The 23,284-nt window shown below is 34.9% G+C and carries 21 protein-coding genes and 1 pseudogene; 19 read left to right on the forward strand and 3 right to left on the reverse strand.

All coding sequences use genetic code 11. The features are described 5' to 3' along the window. Nucleotides 1-2 precede the first annotated feature (2 nt). On the reverse strand, nt 3-1,496 hold the full coding sequence (gene nusA / locus ACE1OF_RS01930; protein WP_448892323.1) for a transcription termination factor NusA: 1,494 nt from the start codon (nt 1,494-1,496) through the stop codon (nt 3-5). Nucleotides 1,497-1,522: 26 nt separating this feature from the next. Beyond that, on the reverse strand, nt 1,523-1,978 hold the full coding sequence (rimP, locus tag ACE1OF_RS01935; protein WP_448892324.1) for a ribosome maturation factor RimP: 456 nt from the start codon (nt 1,976-1,978) through the stop codon (nt 1,523-1,525). Nucleotides 1,979-2,532: 554 nt separating this feature from the next. On the opposite strand from rimP, the gene ACE1OF_RS01940 reads away from it, so the two are divergent. The 14 genes and pseudogenes from ACE1OF_RS01940 to ACE1OF_RS02005 all read left to right on the forward strand — a co-directional run bounded on the left by ACE1OF_RS01940 (nt 2,533) and on the right by ACE1OF_RS02005 (nt 17,761). Next, nucleotides 2,533-4,452, forward strand: a complete 1,920-nt coding sequence (locus ACE1OF_RS01940; protein ID WP_448892325.1) for an EAL domain-containing protein — start codon at nt 2,533-2,535, stop codon at nt 4,450-4,452. A gap of 187 nt (nt 4,453-4,639) precedes the next feature. Then, nucleotides 4,640-5,221 carry an electron transport complex subunit RsxA gene (gene rsxA, locus ACE1OF_RS01945; protein ID WP_448892327.1) on the forward strand — a complete coding sequence of 194 codons (582 nt, stop codon included), beginning with the start codon at nt 4,640-4,642 and terminating at the stop codon, nt 5,219-5,221. Nucleotides 5,222-5,235: 14 nt separating this feature from the next. Continuing rightward, nucleotides 5,236-5,790, forward strand: coding sequence for an electron transport complex subunit RsxB (gene rsxB / locus ACE1OF_RS01950; protein ID WP_448892328.1), 555 nt, complete (start codon nt 5,236-5,238; stop codon nt 5,788-5,790). A 12-nt stretch (nt 5,791-5,802) separates the two neighbouring features. Next, entirely contained in the window at nt 5,803-8,037 is a 2,235-nt protein-coding gene (rsxC, locus tag ACE1OF_RS01955) for an electron transport complex subunit RsxC (protein WP_448892329.1), read from the forward strand. A 2-nt stretch (nt 8,038-8,039) separates the two neighbouring features. Further along, nucleotides 8,040-9,194, forward strand: coding sequence for an electron transport complex subunit RsxD (gene rsxD / locus ACE1OF_RS01960; RefSeq protein ID WP_448892330.1), 1,155 nt, complete (start codon nt 8,040-8,042; stop codon nt 9,192-9,194). Beyond that, nucleotides 9,194-9,970 carry an electron transport complex subunit RsxG gene (gene rsxG / locus ACE1OF_RS01965; protein WP_448892331.1) on the forward strand — a complete coding sequence of 259 codons (777 nt, stop codon included), beginning with the start codon at nt 9,194-9,196 and terminating at the stop codon, nt 9,968-9,970. Before rsxD ends, rsxG begins: the two co-directional genes overlap by 1 nt. A 70-nt stretch (nt 9,971-10,040) precedes the next feature. After that, complete coding sequence (locus ACE1OF_RS01970) at nt 10,041-10,754, forward strand: electron transport complex subunit E (RefSeq protein WP_448892352.1); 714 nt, start codon at nt 10,041-10,043, stop codon at nt 10,752-10,754. Nucleotides 10,755-10,783: 29 nt separating this feature from the next. Further along, nucleotides 10,784-11,443: an endonuclease III gene (nth, locus tag ACE1OF_RS01975; RefSeq protein WP_448892332.1), complete on the forward strand. Its 660-nt coding sequence runs from the start codon at nt 10,784-10,786 to the stop codon at nt 11,441-11,443. A 404-nt stretch (nt 11,444-11,847) separates the two neighbouring features. Beyond that, a pseudogene (locus ACE1OF_RS01980) lies at nt 11,848-12,884 on the forward strand (CHASE domain-containing protein); the annotation flags it as partial. A 15-nt stretch (nt 12,885-12,899) separates the two neighbouring features. Beyond that, nucleotides 12,900-13,403, forward strand: a complete 504-nt coding sequence (locus tag ACE1OF_RS01985; protein WP_448892354.1) for a sensor histidine kinase — start codon at nt 12,900-12,902, stop codon at nt 13,401-13,403. Between the two features lie 27 nt (nt 13,404-13,430). After that, the gene (locus ACE1OF_RS01990) at nt 13,431-15,119 is read left to right on the forward strand and encodes a two-component system response regulator (RefSeq protein ID WP_448892333.1); all 1,689 of its coding nucleotides are present in this window, start codon (nt 13,431-13,433) and stop codon (nt 15,117-15,119) included. Nucleotides 15,120-15,285: 166 nt separating this feature from the next. After that, entirely contained in the window at nt 15,286-15,705 is a 420-nt protein-coding gene (locus ACE1OF_RS01995) for a VOC family protein (protein ID WP_448892335.1), read from the forward strand. A gap of 75 nt (nt 15,706-15,780) precedes the next feature. Continuing rightward, the gene (locus ACE1OF_RS02000; RefSeq protein WP_448892337.1) at nt 15,781-16,323 is read left to right on the forward strand and encodes a YaeQ family protein; all 543 of its coding nucleotides are present in this window, start codon (nt 15,781-15,783) and stop codon (nt 16,321-16,323) included. A 40-nt stretch (nt 16,324-16,363) separates the two neighbouring features. Then, nucleotides 16,364-17,761, forward strand: a complete 1,398-nt coding sequence (locus ACE1OF_RS02005) for a M20/M25/M40 family metallo-hydrolase (RefSeq protein ID WP_448892338.1) — start codon at nt 16,364-16,366, stop codon at nt 17,759-17,761. Between the two features lie 44 nt (nt 17,762-17,805). Here ACE1OF_RS02005 and ACE1OF_RS02010 read toward each other — a convergent pair whose 3' ends face one another. Then, nucleotides 17,806-18,273 (reverse strand): GNAT family N-acetyltransferase, encoded by a 468-nt coding sequence (locus ACE1OF_RS02010; RefSeq protein WP_448892340.1) that lies wholly within the window; start codon nt 18,271-18,273, stop codon nt 17,806-17,808. A gap of 722 nt (nt 18,274-18,995) precedes the next feature. Here ACE1OF_RS02010 and ACE1OF_RS02015 point away from each other — a divergent pair. From ACE1OF_RS02015 to bla, 5 genes are all read left to right on the forward strand, one after another. Then, a complete protein-coding gene (locus tag ACE1OF_RS02015) occupies nt 18,996-19,871 on the forward strand; it encodes a tetratricopeptide repeat protein (RefSeq protein WP_448892341.1) in 876 nt (291 codons plus the stop codon). 126 nt (nt 19,872-19,997) lie between these two features. Further along, nucleotides 19,998-20,312, forward strand: coding sequence for a hypothetical protein (locus ACE1OF_RS02020; protein ID WP_448892343.1), 315 nt, complete (start codon nt 19,998-20,000; stop codon nt 20,310-20,312). Nucleotides 20,313-20,408: 96 nt separating this feature from the next. Next, nucleotides 20,409-21,296 (forward strand): hypothetical protein, encoded by an 888-nt coding sequence (locus ACE1OF_RS02025; RefSeq protein WP_448892344.1) that lies wholly within the window; start codon nt 20,409-20,411, stop codon nt 21,294-21,296. Between the two features lie 456 nt (nt 21,297-21,752). After that, entirely contained in the window at nt 21,753-22,361 is a 609-nt protein-coding gene (locus tag ACE1OF_RS02030) for a class I SAM-dependent methyltransferase (RefSeq protein WP_448892345.1), read from the forward strand. 299 nt (nt 22,362-22,660) lie between these two features. Then, complete coding sequence (gene bla / locus ACE1OF_RS02035; RefSeq protein ID WP_448892347.1) at nt 22,661-23,215, forward strand: metallo-beta-lactamase; 555 nt, start codon at nt 22,661-22,663, stop codon at nt 23,213-23,215. The last annotated feature ends 69 nt before the right edge of the window (nt 23,216-23,284 follow it).

The following is a 23,284-nucleotide window of genomic DNA, read 5'->3' on the forward strand; positions in this document are numbered from 1 at the left end:
ATTTATTCTTCGTTAAACCAACAAATGTTACGTGCTGCCATTATTAGCTCACCCGCTTTGGTTTCAGTTAATTCTTCTATATCGCTTATTTCGTCAATACCTTGCTCTGCTAAGTCTTCTAATGTGCAAATACCACGACTTGCTAAAACAAACGCTAAGTGACGCTCTAAGCCATCAAGAGCAAGCAAGTCAGCTGCTGGCTCTGCGCCTTCTAATGACTCTTCACTTGCTAAAGCTTGTGTGGTTAATGCTTCTTTAGCACGATCACGAAGCTCTTCTACAATTTCTTCAGTTAAACCATCAATTTCGAGCATTTCAGCTACAGGTACATAAGCAATCTCTTCTAAAGACGTAAAGCCTTCATCAGAAAGTAACGTAGCAAAATCTTCATCTAAGTCTAGCTTTTCGATGAATAAGTTTAATACCTTGTCATTTTCTGCCTGATGTTTTTCTTTCATGGCTTCAACAGTCATTACGTTTAGTTCCCAGCCAGTTAGTTGACTTGCTAAACGAATATTTTGACCGCTTCTACCAATTGCCATGGCTAAATTACTTTCTTCAACCGCAATATCCATAGTGCCTTTGTCTTCATCAACAATGATCGAAGCCACTTCAGCAGGCGCCATTGCGTTAATAACATATTGTGCTACGTTATCATCATACAAAACAATATCAACACGTTCGCCACCTAGCTCACCAGATACCGCTTGTACACGTGAACCGCGCATACCAACACATGCACCAACAGGGTCTATACGTTTGTCATTACTTTTCACAGAAATTTTAGCACGTGAACCAGGATCACGAGCCGCACCTTTAATTTCCAACATTTCTTCACCAATTTCTGGTACTTCAAGACGGAAAAGCTCAATTAACATTTCTGGTTTTGTACGACTAACAAATAACTGTGCGCCGCGTGCTTCTGGCTTTATTTCATATAATAAACCACGAACTCTATCACCTGGACGGAAACTTTCACGCGGTAACATATCATCGCGATAAATTATTGCTTCAGCATTATTACCTAAATCTAAAATAACGCTTTCTCTACTCGATTTTTTTACTACGCCTGTTACTAATTCACCAATTTGTTCTTGGTAAGCATCAACAACTAACGCGCGCTCTGCTTCACGAATTTTTTGTACAATAACTTGTTTAGCTGTTTGTGTGGTAACACGATCAAACTTGACTGATTCAATTTGATCTTCAACATAATCACCGACATTTAGTTCGGCATTTTCATATTGCGCAGCTGACAAGCTAATTTCGGCAAAAGGATTGCTCATCGCTTCATCATCTTCAATAATTAACCAACGACGAAATGTGTCAAACTCGCCAGATATACGGTCAATACAAACACGTACCGCTATATCACCTTCATATTTTTTCTTGGTTGCTGTTTCTAAAGCTGTTTCCATTGCTTCAAAAATGCTTTCTCTCGGTAATGCTTTTTCATTTGATACCGCATCAACAACCAGTAATATTTCTTTACTCATGCTTCTTAGCCTTAATTTTATTATTTCTATAGTCGCGCTACAAGATTCGCTTTATCAACATTATTGATGACAAGTTCGTATTCAATGCCATCAACGTCAACGATCAATGTGTCATTTTCTATGGCAACTAAGGTACCTTTAAACTTTCGACGACCGTTTAAAGGCATCGATAATCTGATATTTACTATTTCACCTATCACTGATTGAAAGTGCGCCATTTCAAACAATGGTTTATCAATACCTGGTGATGATACTTCTAAGTTGTATTCACTACTTATTGGATCTTCTACATCTAAAATAGCACCTACTTGACGACTTACTTCTGCGCAGTCATCAACATTGATGCCATTTTCATGATCAATAAACAAACGTAAAACTGAATTATTACCTGCACTGATAAATTCAACACCCAGTAATTCTTTACCTGTTTCTTCCACCGCGGGACGAAGCATGTCAGTTAGTTTTTGTTCAAATTTAGCCAATCGTTATCTCCTGTCTTACCTAAAATCAATTAAAAATTCACATTAAATAAAATTTAAGGTACAAAAAAAGGGCTTATAGCCCAGCATGTATTTTTGCTGTAATTTTTGTTTTTAATACTTGCCAACGTTATTTAAGCTATAATATTAAACACTAAAAACAAAAAAACCCCATAACAGGGGTCTATATCACTGACCCCATACTTTTTATTTAACAGCCTTTTAGTTAAGCGTTGTTAAGAAAAAAGTACTAATAACAAGAATAGGAACCCCCACATTCACACGAAAAAGTAGTGGGTTAATTCTTCAGTGACATCTTGCTATTTGTTCAATATTTAGCTTTGCAGTAAAATGAACAGGACAGATTATATAAGGGCAAACGTCTTAGCGCAAGCTTCAATGCCAATTATATGCTTAAAAATCAACAGAAATTGGCGTAAATAATTAACATATGTATTACAATAAGTTAATATAAACGCAGTATCAGTACTATCATAACTTTATAGTCATTAACGTACTGAATCAATTTAGTATTTTTGTGGAGTAATTTACTCAGTATGTACACATTCCCTCAATTATTATTAAGAAACATTGCTTTGGCGCTGATTTTTATCGCATCTATCAGTGTTGTTTCTTTCATTATGTTGTCTTCATTAATCCAAAATAAGAGTCAAGCGCATATTTTACTTGTTGATACATTAGCACAACAATTTACGGCCAACGAAAATGAGAACAAACTAGAAAGCGCAAACACGCTATTAAAGACACTTAAAAAAGTAACAGATTACAAACAATTAACTATTTATGATATTTCAGGTGAAAAGTTAGTTCAATTTATCAATAAAGACTCCGTAATTGGCTTTTCTTTATTATTTCCTGCAGCTAACAAAGTGACCCCTCAAAACATAGAATTGACGATTGAATACCAACTAAACTTTACCGATGAATCCATTTTAGTATTAACCTTTATTGTACTATCTCTTGTTTTATCATTATTTTTAGTTACTTTTGCTACCACGTTAAGCTCAAAACGATACAAAACCATGTTTAATATTATTGGGCAACAAATCAAAAATGAGCTGGCTTTAATTAATAATACCAATATAACAGACAAAGAAAGATCTACTACTGATCAAAGTGTTTTAGAAATACCCGAATTAAAAAAAGGCGTTGATGATATAAAAATGCTAATGAAATCACAGCTAAAGAATGTGATTGATTTAGAACAAACAGCTTATATTGATGCATTAACCAAACTAGATAATCGGGGTCGTTTTATTCAGTTTTATGAAAACAATGTTGTTAATGACAGCCCTGTTAAATTTGGAGTGCTAGTGATGACACGTTGCTCTGAATTACAAACAATTAATCAAATACACGGATACCATGAAGGGGATAATTATATTGCTCGTGTCGCTGAGCTTATTAAGAAAACCATTTCAATTTACCCTGACGGTAAATTATTCCGATTAAACAGCTCTGATTTTGCCAGCATATTACCCAATATAAAATTGAAAGATGCAGAAAAATTTGCCCAAGAATTAACCATATTGTTTAATGAGTATCAACTTGCTTCAGATTTAGACTCTGTTGCTTATTCTGGCTTGGTTGCCTTTAACAAAACAAAGCCATTAGGTGAATTACTTGCCTTAGCAGATACAGGCGTAAGTATTGCTCAAACACAAGCGCCTAATTCTTGGTACACACAAACAGATACCGACATATTACAAAAAAATAGTGCTAATTATGGTAATCAAAATTGGCGACAAGAAATAGAGAGTGTTATTGATAATCAACGTATCACATTATTACTACAACCTATTCAACCAAGCGGACGCAATAACAAAGTGTATGGTGAAGTATTAGCGCGTTTTTTAAACTCAAACAACGAGATGTTACCCACAGCTTCTTTTATTGCCATGGCTGAAAAACTCGACCAAATAACCGCTATTGACAAACTGATTGTAGAAACAACCCTTCGAAATATTGTAGATAAAAATATGCTTGGTCAAAGTTTTGGGATAAATATCAGCCCCCGAAGTATTAGCGATGAACACTTCATCATTTGGTTAGAGCGTAGATTATTACGTGATCCTAAAATATCAACCCATTTAGTTTTTGAGATATCAGAATACGGATTACAACAAAATATAAAAACCAGTAAACGATTAATTGATATGTTACATCGCGTTGGTTCTCGGGTTACTGTTGAGCGCTTTGGCATTGGATTAACCTCGTTTAAATTTTTCCGAGATTTAACACCAGACTATATCAAAATGGACAGTTCATATACTCGTGATATTGATGACGATAAAAACAACCAATACTTCTTACGTTTAATGGTTGATTTAGCCCATAGATTGAGCATTAATGTTTTGGCTGAAAGTGTTGAAAGCCAGGAAGAAAAACACACCTTAGAAAAACTCTTTATTGATGGTTGCCAAGGATTTTACATAGGAAAACCACACCCACTATAAAAAATTAACTGTAATTTTTTTCTATTAAAGCCAAATAATCTACTATTTGGCTTTTTTATAATTAGCATATATTTAGTCCAGATCATAAACTCATAACAACCTTATTAATAGTGGTGTTGTTATATCGATTAAAACAAAGGATAATGTAGCTAATATTATAAAACTAACGTTCTGATCTAACACGCAAATGACTGATTACATTCTGCTACTTATTGGCACAGTACTCGTGAATAACTTTGTATTGGTGCAATTCCTCGGTTTATGCCCTTTTATGGGGGTGTCTTCACGTACTGAAACCGCTATTGGCATGTCGTTTGCCACAACCTTTGTTATGACGCTTGCATCCTTACTTAGCTACTTAGTGACAACGTATATTTTAACGCCTCTCAATCTTGAATACCTCACCACAATGAGCTTCATTTTAGTGATAGCCGTTGTAGTGCAGTTTACCGAAATGGTTGTGCACAAAACCAGTACCAGTCTGTACCGTTTATTAGGTATTTTTTTACCACTAATCACTACAAACTGTGCCGTGCTTGGTGTGGCTTTATTAAATTTAAGATTAGAGCATAACTTTTTTGAATCAATTATTTATGGCTTTGGTGCTGCCGCTGGATTTTCTTTAGTTTTAGTCATGTTTTCTGCTATGAGAGAAAAACTTGTCAACGCTGATGTTCCAACGCCCTTTAAAGGCGCCGCCATTGCAATGATCACTGCTGGCCTCATGTCTTTAGCTTTCATGGGCTTTTCTGGCCTAGTTAAAATATAGAGTACATTTAACCTATGAATATTTTAATTGCCATACTTGTTTTAGGACTTATCGCTGCCCTATTCGGCGCGATCCTTGGTTATGCTTCCATACGTTTTCATGTTGAAGGTGATCCCATTGTTGAGCAACTTGACGCTTTACTACCACAAACACAATGTGGTCAATGTGGTTACCCAGGTTGTAAGCCTTATGCTGAAGCGGTTGCTAATGGCGAAGCAATTAATAAGTGTGCTCCTGGTGGTGAAGATACTATCAAAAAAATTGCAGATTTACTCGGGGTTGATGTAGAACCGTTAGATGAAAATCATGACGCGAAAAAAGGGCCTACCGTCGCTTTTATTATTGAAGAAGATTGTATTGGTTGTACTAAATGCATTCAAGCATGCCCTGTTGATGCCATTCTAGGCGCTGCTAAACAAATGCATACCATTATTAGTGATGAATGCACAGGTTGTGATTTATGTGTAGCGCCCTGCCCTGTTGATTGTATTGAAATGCGTCCTATCCCTGAAACTGTTCAAAATTGGCAATGGGATTTAACTAAAATTGCTGTTAAGCAAGTAGATTAGGAGAAAGAACTTATGGAATCTATAATCGAACGCATCAATCAGCAAAAATTTTGGCAATTTCACGGTGGCATTCACCCACCTGAACAAAAAAAATTGACCTCAGACAAACCCATTAGGCAATTACCCTTACCAAAACAACTTATATTACCTTTACAGCAACATATAGGTAGCCAAGGTGATTTACTGATCAAGGTAGGTGATAAAGTACTAAAAGGCCAACCCTTAACACAAAGTACCAACCCAATGGCTGTGCCAATACACGCACCAACCAGTGGCGTTATTAGTGCTATAAAAGAATCAGTTATCGCGCATCCATCAGGTTTAAGTGATCTATGTATCTTCCTTGATGTAGATTTTAATGATACGTGGCTTCCTCGAAGAATATGTCAAGATTTCACCCAACTCACTAAAAATGAAATAATTAGTAAAATAGCCAACGCTGGTATTGCAGGTATGGGTGGCGCTGGTTTTCCAACACATATCAAAGTGAATACCAAACCTGACATCAATTTCTTAATCATCAATGCCGCAGAATGTGAGCCTTATATCACCGCAGACGATTTATTGATGTGTGAGCAAAGCGAAGCAATTATTGATGGCATAAAAATACTTGACCAATTACTTAACCCTGCCTTTATATTAATTGGCATTGAAAACAATAAACCCAAAGCAATTAAAGCATTGCAAAAAGCAACACAGTTTATTGATAAAATGAAAGTTTGTACTCTCCCGACAAAATACCCTACAGGTGGTGAGAAACAACTAATTAAAATATTAACAGGTAAAGAAGTTAAAAGCGGCGCATTGCCTATTCATTCAGGTATTGTTGTGCAAAATGTTGCGACTTGTTTTGCCATCAGTGACGCAGTTATTCACGATATTCCTTTGATAAGGCGTGTTGTGACGCTAACAGGACAGGCTTTAAGCAAACCACAAAATGTTTGGGCTCTGTTAGGCACGCCCGTAAGCTATTTGCTTGAACAAACTGGCTTTACAAATGAAAACACAGCAGATAACAACAAAAATATTAACCTTCCTCCTCCAGTTATCATGGGCGGCCCTTTAATGGGCTTTAGTATTTTAAATGAATTAGTGCCTATTGTTAAAACCAGTAATTGTATTCTAGCACCAAGCAAAACAGAAATGCCAAGTGCCTTTGACAATAATAGTAAAGAATTAGAATGTATTCGTTGTGGTCAATGTAGTGATGTATGCCCAAGCCAACTATTACCACAAGAATTACAATGGAGCGCTAAAGCAAAAGATTACCAACAATTAACTAAACTTAATATATTTGATTGTATTGACTGCGGTGCCTGTGCCTATGTGTGTCCGAGCCAAATTCCATTAGTACAATATTACCGAGTAGCTAAAGCTGAAATTCGTCAACAACAACAACTTGATATAAAGTCTGAGAAAGCAAAAGTACGCTTTGAAGCAAGAAAATTGCGTCTAGAAAAAGAAAAAATTGCACGCGAAGAAAAACATAAAAAAGCAGCAGCTGCGCGTAAAGCAACCATGAACAAAAAATCAGCTGATGGCACTAGTGCAAGTTCAGCCGTTGCTGCAGCCTTAGCAAGAGTAAAAGCTAAAAAAGAAGCAACTGAAAAAACAGTTAGCGATTCTCCAACTATCAATAATGGAAAAACTAAAGAGCATGACGAGTTATCCTCTACAAGTAATGAAGATCAAGGAGATAAATCACAAGTAAAAGCGGCCATTGCTAGAGCAAAAGCCAAAAGGTTAGCGAAAAGCCAAGCTGCAGAAGAAAAATCAGACGCATTACCAACAGCAATAAGTGTTGAAGATGAAGCTCAAGATGAAAAATCGCAAGTAAAAGCGGCCATTGCTAGAGCAAAAGCTAAAAGACTTGCAAAAAGCCAAGCTGTAGAAAAACAAGAAGAAACAACAGAAACAAATAATGAAGCCATTGAACCAAAAATATCAAACAATAAGGTCAATAGCGAAAGCAAAAAAGCCAAAATAGCAGCAGCCATTGCCAAAGCCAAGGCAAAAAAAGAAGCTAAAAATGAAATAAAAGCGCCAGAAGTTAATCTAGAAAATAAAAAATCAGACGTTGCAACACCAAACGTAGACGATAAAAAAGCGAAAATTGCCTTAGCCTTAGCCGTAGCCAAAGCTAAGGCAAACGCAAAGAAAGACCAAAAACAACAAGCTGAGCTATTGCAAGTAACCAATAATGAAGCGAAATCATCCTTAAAACTTAGTAAAGAAGAATCAGAATAATTATGGCATTTTGGATAGCAAGTTCACCCCATAATCACAACCAAGCGAAAACGTCTGCCTTAATGCGTATTGTGATTTATGCTTTATTACCCGGTATTCTTACTCAATGGTATTTTTTGGGATGGGGTAATATTATTCACATAGTCTTAGCTATAATCACCGCATTACTGTGTGAATTTACTGCCTTATCATTGCGAAACAAAAACGTAGACAAAGGCATCACTAAACAACTTTTTGATGGTAGCGCCATCCTCACAGCGGTATTACTTGGTATTTGTTTACCCGCTGTTGCCCCATGGTGGATTTCAGTCATTGGCGCAGCATTTGCTATTTTAGTAGTTAAACAGCTTTATGGTGGTTTAGGGCATAACCTGTTTAATCCAGCAATGGCCGCTTATGTGATGTTATTAATTTCATTTCCCGTGCAAATGACGTCTTGGCAACCAACACTCTCCCTTATGACTATAGAATTAGATTTTTACAATACGCTAATCACTATATTTACAGGCTTTACTAATGACGGTTACTCCGTAGAACAACTACGTACCAATTTAGACGGTTATACCATGGCAACGCCGCTTGACACGTTAAAAACTACCATTGGTTTAGGCTATACAACAGTAGAAACCATGCAAAACGAGCTGTTTTCTAATAATTTAACTGCAAGTTTAGGTTTTGCTTTCGGGTGGGAGTGGGTTAATATCGCCTTTTTGGCTGGTGGCCTAATATTAATCGCCAAAAAAGCCATTGCTTGGCAAACCCCTTTTAGCTTTTTATTGAGCTTATTTATTTGTTCATTTGTTGCTTATAGTTTAAACCCCGACATCAATGCCTCTCCGTTTTTTCATTGGCTTACTGGTGGCTGCATGTTAGGTGCCTTTTTTATTTTAACCGATCCTGTTTCAGGTGCTACCAGTGTAAAAGGTCGTCTACTTATTGGTGCGCTGGCTGGATTATTAGTTTATTTAATACGCACTTTTGGTGGTTACCCTGACGGTGTTGCTTTTGCTGTATTACTTTGTAACATGACAGCCCCCCTTGTAGATCAATATACTCGTCCACGTACATATGGGCATAATCTCAGCACTGATAATTTCTCAGTCATTAAAGATAACCTAGATAAGTCTAAAACAGACGGGCAAGGAGGAAGTAAATAATGTCAGAGCCACTTCCTAATAACACGCAAAAAAAAGAAAAAACAAACGAAAAAAAAACAACGTCTATTTTTAATGTAGCCATACAAAAAAACAGCCAAATATTAGCCTTATTCGCTATTGTATGTACCGCTATAGTAGGTTTAGTGAATGAGTTAACTAAAGATAGAATTATAGCACAATCACAGCTACAACTATTAAATACACTACACAGTATTATTGAACCCCATCGTTATAATAACAACATCACTCAAGACTGTGTTAACTTAAATACCACAATACTCAATACAAATAACGACAATAAAACGACTCAAACGGCCTACATAGCCCGTAAAGATAATACGCCAATAGCAGTAGCTATTACCAATACTGCACCCGATGGATACAATGGTAATATTGACTTTATCGTTGCGATTAATATGGACAATACAATCAGCGGTGTTCGTGTGTTAAAACACCAAGAAACCCCTGGACTGGGCGATAAAGTAGAAATCAGAAAAAGTGCTTGGATAACTGGTTTTAATGGCAAAAAACTTCTTTCTGAAAATGACAGTCGTTGGGCTGTGTCTAAAGACGGCGGCATTTTCGACCAATTTACAGGGGCAACTATTACCCCAAGAGCAATTGTTAAAGCCATGAAAAAAACACTGTTATTTTTTCAAGAAAACAAAGAAACACTCTTAACCTTACCTAATAGTTGTTTGATAACAAATAACGATCCTCAAATTGAAAATGACCAGATAAAAGTACAGAAAAGTGAGGTCACAAGTGAGCAATAATAATGAAGAGTTACCTGATAACTCAACCGAACTCTCCTCGGAATTAACCAATGAAGCTGCCGAACAAGCATTGGCTAGACAAGCACTAAGAGCTGAATACAAAGAATTAGCACTGCAAGGTTTGTGGAAAAACAACCCCGGCTTAGTACAATTGTTAGGGCTTTGCCCTTTACTTGCTGTAACAGCAACAGTGACCAATGCCTTAGGCTTGGGCTTAGCTACATTATTGGTTTTAGTTTGCTCTAATGCAACAGTTTCAGCGATACGCCACTGGGTTCCAAAAGAAATACGTATTCCTATTTTTGTATTAATTATTGCGGCTTTTGTTACCTGCGTGCAATTATTAATGAATGCCTTCACTTATGGCGTATACCAATCGTTAGGTATATTTTTGCCCTTAATCGTTACTAACTGCGCAATCATTGGCAGAGCTGAAGCCTACGCCTCTAAAAACCCCATATCGCAAGCAAGTTTTGATGGTTTAATGATGGGGTTAGGATTTGCTTTAGTGCTACTATTATTAGGCGCTATCCGTGAAGTGTTAGGTCAAGGTACTTTGTTTGATGGCGCACACCTATTACTAGGTGATTGGGCTAAAGTGCTACGTATTGAAGTAATGCATTTAGACAGCCAGTTTTTATTAGCCATCTTACCTCCTGGCGCATTTATCGCAATGGGCTTTATCATTGCCCTTAAAAATGTCATTGATGATAAAATAAAACAACGCCAACCTAAAACAGAAAAACAAGCAATAGAGCGCGTTAGAGTCAACTTTGAATCATAGCAATATAGCAACACTGTGAATACTAAAAAATGAACAAAGAAAAACGTTTAGAAATGTTAAAAAGGTTGCGTGAAAACAACCCAACACCCACAACAGAGTTGAACTTCAGCACACCTTTTGAATTATTAATTGCGGTATTATTGTCTGCACAGGCAACTGATGTTAGCGTGAACAAAGCAACAGCCAAGCTATACCCTGTTGCTAACACGCCCCAAGCCATATTAGATTTAGGGCTTGAAGGTTTAATTTTCTATGTAAAAACCATTGGTTTATTTAATACCAAAGCCAAAAACACCTTAAAGACTTGTCAAATGTTAGTAGACTTACATAACGGTGATGTGCCTGAAAACAGAGCAGCACTTGAAGCATTACCTGGTGTAGGTAGAAAAACAGCCAATGTGGTACTTAACACCGCTTTTGGCTGGCTGAAAGACAATGAAGGTAAGTACTTCTTGGCTGTAGATACGCATATTCAACGGCTTGCTAATCGTACTGGTTACGCTAAAGGTAAAACAGTTGAACAAACTGAACAAGCCATTATAAAAAACACCCCTAATAAAACAGAATTTATGTTCAATTTACATCATTGGTTTATTTTACATGGCCGATATACTTGTACTGCTAGAAATCCCAAATGCGGCTCTTGTATTATTGAAGATTTATGTGATTTCAAACATAAAACGGAATAAATTCAACTCTTATAATACACTTAAAATATTATTTTGAACTTTAGACATCAATTGATCCTTAACCTGTTTGTCCTCGCACTACAATGACAATTGAAATATTATTTTGACAAATCCATCACACTTGTTAATGTTTGGGTAAGTTTTTCTACAGTAAAAATTATTTTTAGTATCTATTTTCTAAAGGATAATTAATGTCATTAAGTTTTGTTGAAAATAAAAATGAGTCTCAGCGCCAAAAATTAGTTAATGCTGGCAAGTTTCATAATATACACTGGGTTATTTTGTGCTTATCAGCGCTACTAACAGTGCTGGCGTGGTATTTTGCTAATGAGCAAGTGAATCAAAAGGTAGAAGAACGATTTCAGCGTGAATCCAACCATATTATTGAATTAGTAAAGGATCGTATGACTTTATATGAACAAGCCTTATGGGGAGTTGTTTCATTATATGCGGCCAGTGACAAACAATTTGGTCATGCAGAGTTTAAAAAGTACGCCACACGTTTGCATATTGACGAAACGTACCCTGGTATTAATGGTATTGGCATTATTTATTATATTAAACCAGCACAATTGCCGAGTTATTTAGCAAACAAGCGAGTTGAGCGACCAAATTTTACTATTCATCCTAAGCACCAACAAAATGAATACTGGCCAATTACTTATATTGAACCCGAACAAAAAAATAATAAAGCCATTGGCTTAGATATGGCTTTTGAAACAAACCGCTATACTGCGGTAAAAAAAGCCAGAGATACTGGCTTAGCCCAATTAACAGGGCCAATTACTTTAGTGCAGGATGATAAAGACACGCCGGGGTTTCTTTTTTTACTCCCTTTTATAAACATAAAGCCCCCATTGACACGATAGAAGCACGACAAAAAAACATTGTAGGCGTTAGTTATGCGCCATTTATCATGTTCAAACTTATTTCGGGCACGCTAGCTATTGAAAATCGATTAGTTACTATAAAAATTAGTGACCAAGGGCATGTGCTGTACGATGATAGAACAAATACGTCAACAGAAAATATAGACAATACCCCCCTTTATAAAGAGACCATTAAAGTAGATTTTTACGGCCGCGTTTGGGCCTTTGATATTGAATCTAATTTGGCCTTTAAACAAGCGTCAGAATCATACCAACCCATACTCATTCTATTTAGCGGCATTATTATCGATTTTTTAATTCTTGGCTTATTTATTTTCTTGACTCGTGCAAATAGACAAGCTTTGATGTATGCCGACAGCATGAATGATGAGTTAAAAATTAAAACTAAGCGATTAGAAAAGTCTAATCACGATCTTGAAGAGTTTGCTTATGTTGCGTCTCACGATTTAAAATCACCGTTAAATGCAATGTGTAAACTAGTAAATTGGTTAAAAGAAGATTGCATTGATATTCTACCAGAGAGTTCATTAAAACATATTGAATTACTTGAAAACAGAAGTGAGCGAATGAGCAATTTACTTAATGATTTACTCGATTATGCTCGTATTGAACGCTTTGATTATAAACCAGAAACACTACAATTAGCCACATCAGCAAATGAAGTATTCTCGTTGTTAGATCATGATGATAACGTCACATTAACGATTACCAATGATGTAGAACTCGTATTTCCGCGAATACCTTTTGAAATTATAATGCGCAATTTAATTTCAAATGCTATTAAGCATCATGATAAACCGGTCATAAAAATTACCGTGTCTTATGTAAAAGAAAATAACATGCATAAAATTAGTATTGAGGATAATGGCCCTGGAATTCCGCCTGAATTATTCAACAAAGCCATAGAAATGTTTCAAACCTTAAAGCCACGAGACAAAGTTGAAGGAACAGGTATGGGGCTTGCTTTAGTAAATAAAATTACTTTACATTATGGCGGAAAATTAACAATTGAGTCTGACGGAATTTGTGGCACACGCATTAATATTTTGCTGCCTTTACAGCTAAAGTAAAATAAAGCAATAAATAGGTATAGGTGTATGAATATTTTAATTGTTGATGATGACATTGTTGATCGCGAACATATCAAAAGAACATTAAGTAAGTCTGATCAAAAATGTAACTTTATAGAAACAGAATCTGTTGACGAAGGGCTAACAGCATTTAGAAAGCATAAATTTGACGTGATTCTTCTTGATTACCGTATGCCACAACGCGATGGCATAGAAATGCTATTAGAGTTAAAAAATGAACCTATTGAAAACTCTGTTGCTATTATTATGCTTAGTAATTCTGAAGAAAGCAGCTTAGCTTTAGCGTGCCTCAAAGCTGGAGCGCAAGATTTTTTACTTAAAATAGAGGTCACTGCAGCAAGGTTAAATCGTGCCATTATACAAGCACAAACACGCTTTGAATTAGAACGCAAACTTTACCAAAGTTATAAAAATGCAAAAAAAGTCGCCGAACACGATGCGTTAACAGGTTTAGCAAACCGTTATGCTTTTGAAGAAACCTTAAAGTTAAATGTAAATAAAAGCTCACGAAGTGAAGATGGCATTTCTTTAATGTTGTTCGACTTAGATCATTTTAAATATGTTAATGACACCCACGGCCATGATATTGGTGATTTATTATTAAAAGAATTTTCAGTTAAAGTAGGCCACTGTTTACGCGAAAGCGAATTATTCGCGCGTATTGGTGGAGATGAATTTGCTGTTATTTTAAGAAATAAAAATAACAACTACCTAGCAACTAAAGTTTCTGAGCGTATATTAAAAAGCCTCTCAGTACCTTTTCATATTAGTGGTATTGAAATTCAAATGAGCGTCAGCATTGGCATTTCTATTTATCCAGACAATACCATTAATGCTGATGAATTATTCAAATTTTCTGATATTGCTATGTATCGAGCCAAAAAACTTGGCCGTAACCAAGTTTGTTATTTTGAAGACGAAATGCAAAAACAGTTTCTGCTTCGCTATAAAAAAGAGCAAGATCTGACTAATGCTATTACTAACAACCAATTACACCTTCATTACCAACCCATACTTTGTACAAAAAAACAAACACTTACTGGTTTTGAAGCCCTATTACGCTGGTCAGTAGATGACATACTTCATATGCCTGATGATTTTATCTCTATTGCCGAGGAATCTGGCATTATATTAGATATTGGGCGGTGGGTTATTAACAAAGCGATAAATCAACTCTCCATTTGGCAAAACTATAATCCATCTTTACATATGTCTATTAATTTATCTGCGATTCAATTAGCAGATAATCAATTAATAGATTGCTTAAAAAATGCATTAACAAAGTATGGCGTTACTCCAAAGTGCATTGAATTTGAGCTTACCGAAACGGCCTTACTAGAAAATAATGACACAAGCACTAACATGATGAAAGAGCTTAACCAGTTAGGGTGCAGAATTGCCTTGGATGATTTTGGTACTGGCTTCTCTTCTGTTTCACATTTGCAGAACTTTCCCATTGATACCGTAAAAATTGATAAATCTTTAATGCTAGTCTCATCAAAAATTAAAACGCTTTCTTTAATTAAGGGCTTGTCACTAATGTTACATTCTCTCAATTTAGAAATTGTTGCCGAAGGCATTGAAACGGAAGAAGCACTATATTTATGCCAACACTTAGATATTCACCGTGTTCAGGGATATTTTATCTCAAAACCCATTAACGTAAAAACTATAGAAGAAAGGTATTTTAAATAAGGTATTTTTGGCATAATACCTCAGTCAGACATTTGCTAACTTATTATAATTAAATTTAGCTAAATGTTGACCACAAGTACATTCAAAAATGAATACTTAACTTACTCAAACTGGCTGAAACTGGCTGCAAAATTAAGTATATAAACAACTAAACAAAGGAATAGCAATGAAATTTTTGCATAGCATGATACGTGTAAGTGATCTTGAAGCCTCATTAGACTTTTACGTTAACAAACTTGGCCTAGTGGAAGTAAGACGTAAAGATGTACCTGAAGGGAAATTCACACTAATATTTTTAGCTACTGCTATCGGTGAAGCCGAAATTGAACTAACCCATAACTGGGGTTCAGAAGAAGTTTATGATACAGGCCGAAACTTTGGGCATTTAGCGTTTGAAGTAGATGATATATACGAAACTTGTCAACATTTACAAAATAACGGCGTCACTATTAACCGACCACCGCGTTGTGGTTACATGGCCTTTATTAAATCTCCTGACAATATTTCTATTGAATTATTGCAAAAAGGTGAAGCACTTGCTCCTAAAGAACCATGGTTGAGCATGGAAAATACGGGGACTTGGTAGAACTTTTACTCTATTTCAACTAATAAAATTGATTTACCCCTTTGCCTCACTTACCTTCAACGTAGTAAAAATCACATGGCACTTAAAGCAACCATTTACAAAGCAAATATTGAGTTAGCTAATATGGATCGTAACTATTACGATTCGTTACAACTAACATTAGCACAGCATCCTTCTGAAACAGAGCAACGACTGATGGTTCGCTTAATCTGCTTTATATTAAATGCTCATAGCGATTTACACTTTGGTAAAGGCGTAAGCGATGAAGATGAAGCAGCAATTTGGCAAATAAATTACAGTGACGAAATTGCATTGTGGATTGAGCTTGGCCAAATAGATGAAAAACGTATAAAAAAAGCCTGCAATAAAGCCGAAAAGGTTAAATTGTATTGTTATGGATCCAGCGTAGAAACGTGGTGGGCACAATCACAAAATGCACTAAAGAAATTTTCCAAACTTAGCATTGAACAATTTTCAACAAGCACCACCAATGCACTCGTAAAATTATTAAACAGAACCATGGAATTTCAATGCAGCATTCAAGATGGACAATTATGGTTAAGTTGTGGTGAAGAAACCTTATTAATTGAAACAACAATGCTAAAAACATCAACTTAAATTAATATAAGCACCTCATAGCTAATACAACTTCCCCTATATGATGATAAAAAAACGCTTGCCACTTTTGACTTTTGGTGCCTTTATAGTCAGCTTATCTCACTGCTTTATGAGCTTTGCCGCATCAAGCATTACGCCAACAACAAATAACATTATCTCTTTAGCGCAAATAACCAAAGACATTACTTATTTGGCAAGTGATAAGCTAAAAGGCAGAGGGAATTTTTCAAATGATCTTAGCCAAGTTGCAAATTATATTGCTGAGCGTTTCAAAGAAAGTGGTTTAATTGGTGCTAATAATATTGGTACACAAGGTTTTTTACAAACCTATAAAATATCCAAAGTTACCTCCGAAAAATTGATCCTTGTATTAAATAACCAAACAGTTAATTCTGAAAACTTAACCATAGTTAGCACGGTTAATAATATTTCATGGCAACTTTCAAAAGAAACAAAAAATAGTGCCTTTAGCATACACAGTATAAATAAAAATGATGATATGCAGGCAATACTTAACGTACTCAACCAACAAGGGGGTAATCATCTTGTTTTACTTAATTCCAAGCATGAAACACTTTTCAAACGTTATCAGCACTATTTTCAACAAGGCACTACAACGCTATATCAAAAAACAAGTCATCCTACTGAAGGTGGCACAATCATTATTGCTTTAACAGATATCAGTGTTGATAAATTGCAAAACGTGCAGGCTACAGCCACAAATAGAACCACTACAACAGAGCTTAACAATGTTGTTGCTATGCTTCCAGGTGCAACTAAACCAAACGAAGTTGTTCTCTATTCAGCCCACTATGACCATTTAGGTACAAAAAATACTGAAGGAGATAACATATTTAATGGTGCTGATGACGATGCGTCAGGTACTACGGCTATTATTAACATTGCCCAGTATTATGCTAAACAGGGTAAAAATGCACGCACTTTGATGTTTGCGGCTTTTAGTGCAGAAGAGATTGGCGGCTTTGGCTCTCAATACTTTTCAAAGCAGTTAAATCCTAAACAAATAACAGCAATGATAAACATTGAAATGATTGGTAAACCGTCTAAGTTTGGCATTGGCACACTTTGGATGACAGGTATGCAGCACTCTAATTTAGGCGAACAACTTAATCAGGTATTGGCTAAATCAGAAAAAAAAATACACAACGACCCTTACCCTGAATATGGATTATTTTATCGTTCTGACAATGCAAGCTTAGCAAAACTAGGTGTACCAGCTCATAGTTTTAGTAGTGCTCAACTAGACCAAGATAAACATTATCATCACGTAAGCGACGAAATATCGTCATTAAATTTATCCTCTATGCATCAGGTTATACAAACACTTACTATTGCAACACAACCTTTAGTAAATGGTTTAATTACACCATCACGTATTGATACTGAAAAAGTAAATAAGAAAGGATTGATTTTTTAAAGTGAACGCAATAACAATATTGAAGGCTACATTTTATAAGTAAACTAAGCGGCAATCACCTCAAGCGGGCAACGCATTTGATACTCAAGTTTATTTTTACCTTCTATTTGAAAACCATGGCGTAAATAAAGCCCTCTTGCAGGGTTATTCAATAAAACATTAAGCGTTACTGGTAACTGAAGTTGTAATGCTCTTTTTTTCACAACAGCCAAAACCTTACTGCCAATTCCCTGCCCTTGATATTGCGGCATTATTTGTAACTGTCTAATATGCAGACTTTTTTCAGAAGCCTTAAGTGATACAACACCAAGTTTTATCACGCCAATAGGTTTACGATTACATAAAATTATATGCGAGTCATAATAATGCTCTTTTACACGCTCAAGATGCTGCTCGTTTGTTAACTTTATTTTGGCAGCAGCTAAATGTTTTAACATTGATTTTTTTCGTAATAACAGCAAAAAATCTAAATCTTCGTGCTTTACTGCTCTAAAGCCAATAGTAAATTTCATTAAATAAGTAATTATTCCATGCTATTGGAGCAGTATAACAATTTTTAATTAAAATAAAATCAGCTTAGCGTAAATCAAGTTCAAAACAAATAATAATAAGTATCGCGAAGCCCATACTTGCTATATAGTGTCAATAATGATTTTATTTTTGAAAGGGTTGCGATCTGATTCTTTCAGGGGAAACTAAAGTTGACCACATTATTTCCCAAAGAATTTATCACATAAAAGCGTAATTAAGTACAAAGACCATCTAATGGATTTGGCAAGAACAAGATTTACGCAATTTTTTACAGATTTAAATAATACCAAGTTGATTAAGTTCTTGCCCACTCAGCGAGAATTAAAAGGCTTAGAGGCAAGGCATTGATTGAAGAGAATGGTCATTCCCTTGTCAAAATCAATAACGCCGCATATAAGCCTTTTAAACTCGCCCTTTGGGAGCTCATTAGCAAACTGATAACATCACAAAATTGAAGAAATATAGAGTAACTATGTTTAATCAATTTTCCTTGTTCTAAGCTCACTAATGAAGCTCTGAGTTGGGAAGAAATTTAATCAAATTGGTATAATACAGCTAACGAGCCATTAAAACAGAACCGCTAACCGTTTGCTTAATTGCACTTCGCTACATATTTTAGCAAACTATAGTTTTCAACTTATGTAAGCGTTATATTTTATGCACTTGGTATTTGAATAAATAAAATAGTATAGGGACAAATTTTATGTATATTTTTAAAGCCATGATAACACAAAGGATGTATCGACTTTCTCAAATAACAAAAGCACTTAAAGTGACTATTTTCTTTTTATTCATTGTCATTTTATATTTAGGTTTCTTAGAGTACAAAGGCAATAAAGCCGAAGATAAACAAACCTTAAAAATTATTTCAGCCCCCAAAATTAATGATATTTATTTTTTAGACTTTAGGTTGTTAAGTAACAAATTAAGGCCCAACGAAAAATATAGAATCGCAAAAGTGGTTGATATAACAGGTGATATCGTTACTCTGGTTTATGGGCATTTTTTCTATCAATATCAGAATGCAGCAATTAATAGTATCCAATATGGTCAATTAAGCTATAAAGATTACTTTGAGTCTAAAAGATATGATATTTCCCTGAACTCAATTAAAAATATGCACAACAATCAAGCTATCTACTTAGCTAAAAGACCTGTAAGAAATAAGTTATTTGGTAACTTAGTGGGTCCAGCACAAGAGAAAAAAGTCAGTAACGATTTAACTTATGGTAAAAAAGAGAATATTAAAGGTGAAGCATTTTTACTAGAAAAATTTAGTGAAACTAATTTAGAGACTGCTTTTAAACTTTTTCAAGATTCATCAAATCTTGGCTATGTTAAAGGGCAAGTTAACCTTGCAGAAATGTATATAAATGGGCAGCATGTTAAAAAAGATTTTAATAAAGCACTTTATTGGCTTAAACAAGCATCGTTGCAAAGTTATAAACCTGCAATTTTAAAATATGGAATAGTTTGTAAGCAAATTAAATCATGTAACCTTGGTGATTTCTATCAAGAATTAATTGCCTCAGGTGTTAATATCAAGGTAAGAAAATTAGACTTTAAACTTAGTAAATAAAATATATATTGTACTGTAGGGAATTAACTCGATATAGCTAATACATGAAATACAGCTATTTTATAAGATGGTTTATAATAAACGAGTTATTCTACAACCTCATTAGGTTTTCAGGAGTAATTGGCTATGGATATGACCCCAAAAGAAGTTGAAGTTATTAAGACGGTTATTAAGGCACGAAATAAAGGTGATTTTTTACAGCTTGTTATATTTGCATTATTGATTATAGCTCTAGTAGCAATGCTTTTCGGCGTATTATCTGGTGATAAGTTTGCGTATTTAGCAATACTGTTGGTTTTTCTTACCGTCATGTTGCCACAACTAGGTGGCTCTCGAAAATACAATGAATTAATCAATATACTTGAGAAACGATTACCTCAAAACACTACAATGGAGGATGTTTTATCTCAAGAGTTGAAAAAACATAACAACACGCAATGATGACCATTGATTAGGTTCAAATCCACTTTACATTTTACCAACTATTATCATCCTTTTATTTGGATGGTTAGATTTATTTTTAGTTAGGAGATTTGTGTGTTCAAAAAGTTAGCCGTTATTTTAATTTCATTTCATTTAAGTGCGTGTGGACTAGATGTTGATAGAGATAAAACAGAAATACCTAATATGACTGGTACTTGGTTATCAGAAAATACAGTTACCTATACAAATAAAAGTGATGGACAAATATTAAAAACCACAACAAAAAAAATTAAAACGTATATTGATGATACAAATAACGGCATAAAAAATGTTACATGCCTACAAATTTGGGATGGCACGGCGGATAAAGATTATGATTATAGTGGTACTAAAACAGACAATAAATATTTCCCTTTAGGTGAAGATGAACCCGCTAACTCATACTTATATAAAAATGGAATTTTGCTTCAAGAATTTGAAGTTGATGCTATTGAAGAGGGATTAGACGCTATAAAGTCAATACGTAAAACCCTCACTTATATAGACCCAACAGATACGACTTATTCTGATGGAGCAATTGATTTAAGTGGTTCATTTGAGTACTCCGCCACAACAGACATTTGTAGTCAACACATGACGCAAACACTATCGGGTCACGATGAGATCAATACATACATATTTACTTCCACTATGGAGAGTTCTAGAGAATATGCTGAACAAGGAGGCATTGATATATTCTTTTCCTTTGTCGGTTATCCCTCCCCTGATTTATACAATTTTGAAAATTTAGAGACCAGATTTCTAGGCATTGAAATGTGGACCTATGCGCAAGAAAATATTGAAACATTTGATAAGACACGAGAAAATATATTTTATGATCCAGGTTGGATGGATTTAATATCAGCTGACAAAAAAAGCTTTGAAGGAAACTTCTCTATAACTAGGAAAGACAATAGTGTCATCACTGGATATATCAATGTAGATGTTAGTGATTTACATTAAGATAAAAAACAGTTCATTCACTTCTCATACGTTGTAGATTATAATTAACCATTCACCTATTCACTGCACATGGCTGTTGTTATAATACGGTTAATTAAATAATAATGGAGATATAAAAATATGGATGTTAATCAATCGAATACCCCTCTACTTAATTTTTTGATTCCTTTCTTAATTGCATTTTTTGGATCAAAAGGGATATTTTATTTATTTTCTTTTAACTATTCAGTATTTTCAGATACTTTTGATATACAAAAGCTACTCATTGATCTCGGTGTTTTTGGAGTGCTATTTTATATTAGTTCGATTGGTGTTAATTATTTCACAAGCAATAAAAAATAAGCATTATAATCAATCGCTACAAGTCACTTATACTGCGCAAATATCAGTGGCTTTTGCTTCTGCGCTGCTATTTTTTGATCATAGCGTGCATCAATAAACAATTGGAGGTTCAAAATGTGGGATGAGAGGTATAATTCTGAAGCTTATGCATATGGAACTGAACCAAATGAATTTTTAGAGCAAAATTTTTGCTCTATTCCAAAAGGAAAAATTTTAAGTTTAGCGGAAGGCGAAGGCCGAAATGCAGTTTTTCTAGCCCAAAAAGGCTATTCGGTTACTGCAGTAGACTCATCAATAGTTGGCTTAACTAAAGCTAAAAAATTGGCAAAAGAGAATAATGTAACACTAGAGCTTATTCACGCTGATTTAAAAGATTATGACTTAGGAGTAGATAAATGGGACGGCATAATATCTATTTTTAATCCATTATCTTCTGAGCTAAGAAAAAAACTATATAAAAATATTGAAAAATCCTTAAAAATCAATGGAGTATTTTTATTAGAAGCATACACACCTGACCAATTACAACACGGTACAGGTGGTGGCAACTCAGTTGATGTAATGCAATCTAAACAAACGCTTACTTCAGAGCTGAGTAAACTACATTTTAAACATTTACTTGAAGTAGAGCGTAATGTTGTAGAAGGTTTATACCATACAGGTATCGGTGCTGTTGTTCAGGCTATCGCCACAAAAGAAATAAATAAGCGAGTTACTCTATAGGCTCATTCTGTTTTATTATATTAAGGAGTCACCCTCATGGGAGGAATAAGTGTTTGGATTGTTTTATTAATATGGTTAATACCGATTGTGCTGATTGCTAGATCATCTAAAACTAGCGGTGGCGAGAAAATCGCTTGGCTATTAGCTACCATTTTTATTTCATGGTTTTCAATTGTTTTTTACTTTCTGTTAGCCCCACTCAAAAGTAAGTAAAGTAACATAAAAGTGACTCACTTCAATATGACATATATATGCCATTTATGACGGTATTCAGGTTATGCGTTAGAGGTCAATTGAGTATGAAATATATAATCATCTTATTATTATTAATTTCAAATATTTCTTGGGCTGGTAATGAACAGCTAAAAATTAAGTTTTTAGCTGAAAACGTTTATCAGCATATTTCATATAAAAAAATCGAACCTTGGGGGTTGGTTGGGGCATCGGGATTAATTGTTATTGATAAAAAAGAGGCTCATATTATAGATACACCATGGACTCAAGAAGAAACTGCAGAGTTAATAAAGTGGATAGAATCTAAAGACCTCGTTGTTAAAAGCACTATTGTTACGCATTTTCATGACGATGCAAGCGGTGGAATACCCTACCTCAATAAGTCTAATATAAAAACATATGCTACACCTTTAACTAATAATTTACTTAATTTAAACCACAAAGAAATTTCAAGTAATAAAGTTTCTAGTAATCCTTTTGAATTGGTTGAAGATTTAATTGAAATATTTTATCCTGGTGCTGGTCATACTGTTGATAATATTGTGGTTTGGCTGCCAAAGAGCCAAATTGCGTATTCTCATGACTTTGATCACCGATTCTCATCAGCTTTGATCACTTGATTTATCATTTTGTAGAGCCAACTTTAAATTAACTTAACTGATCATCATCAGTCAATTCATTTAATTGTT

The sequence above is a fragment of the Colwellia sp. E150_009 genome (assembly GCF_053543955.1).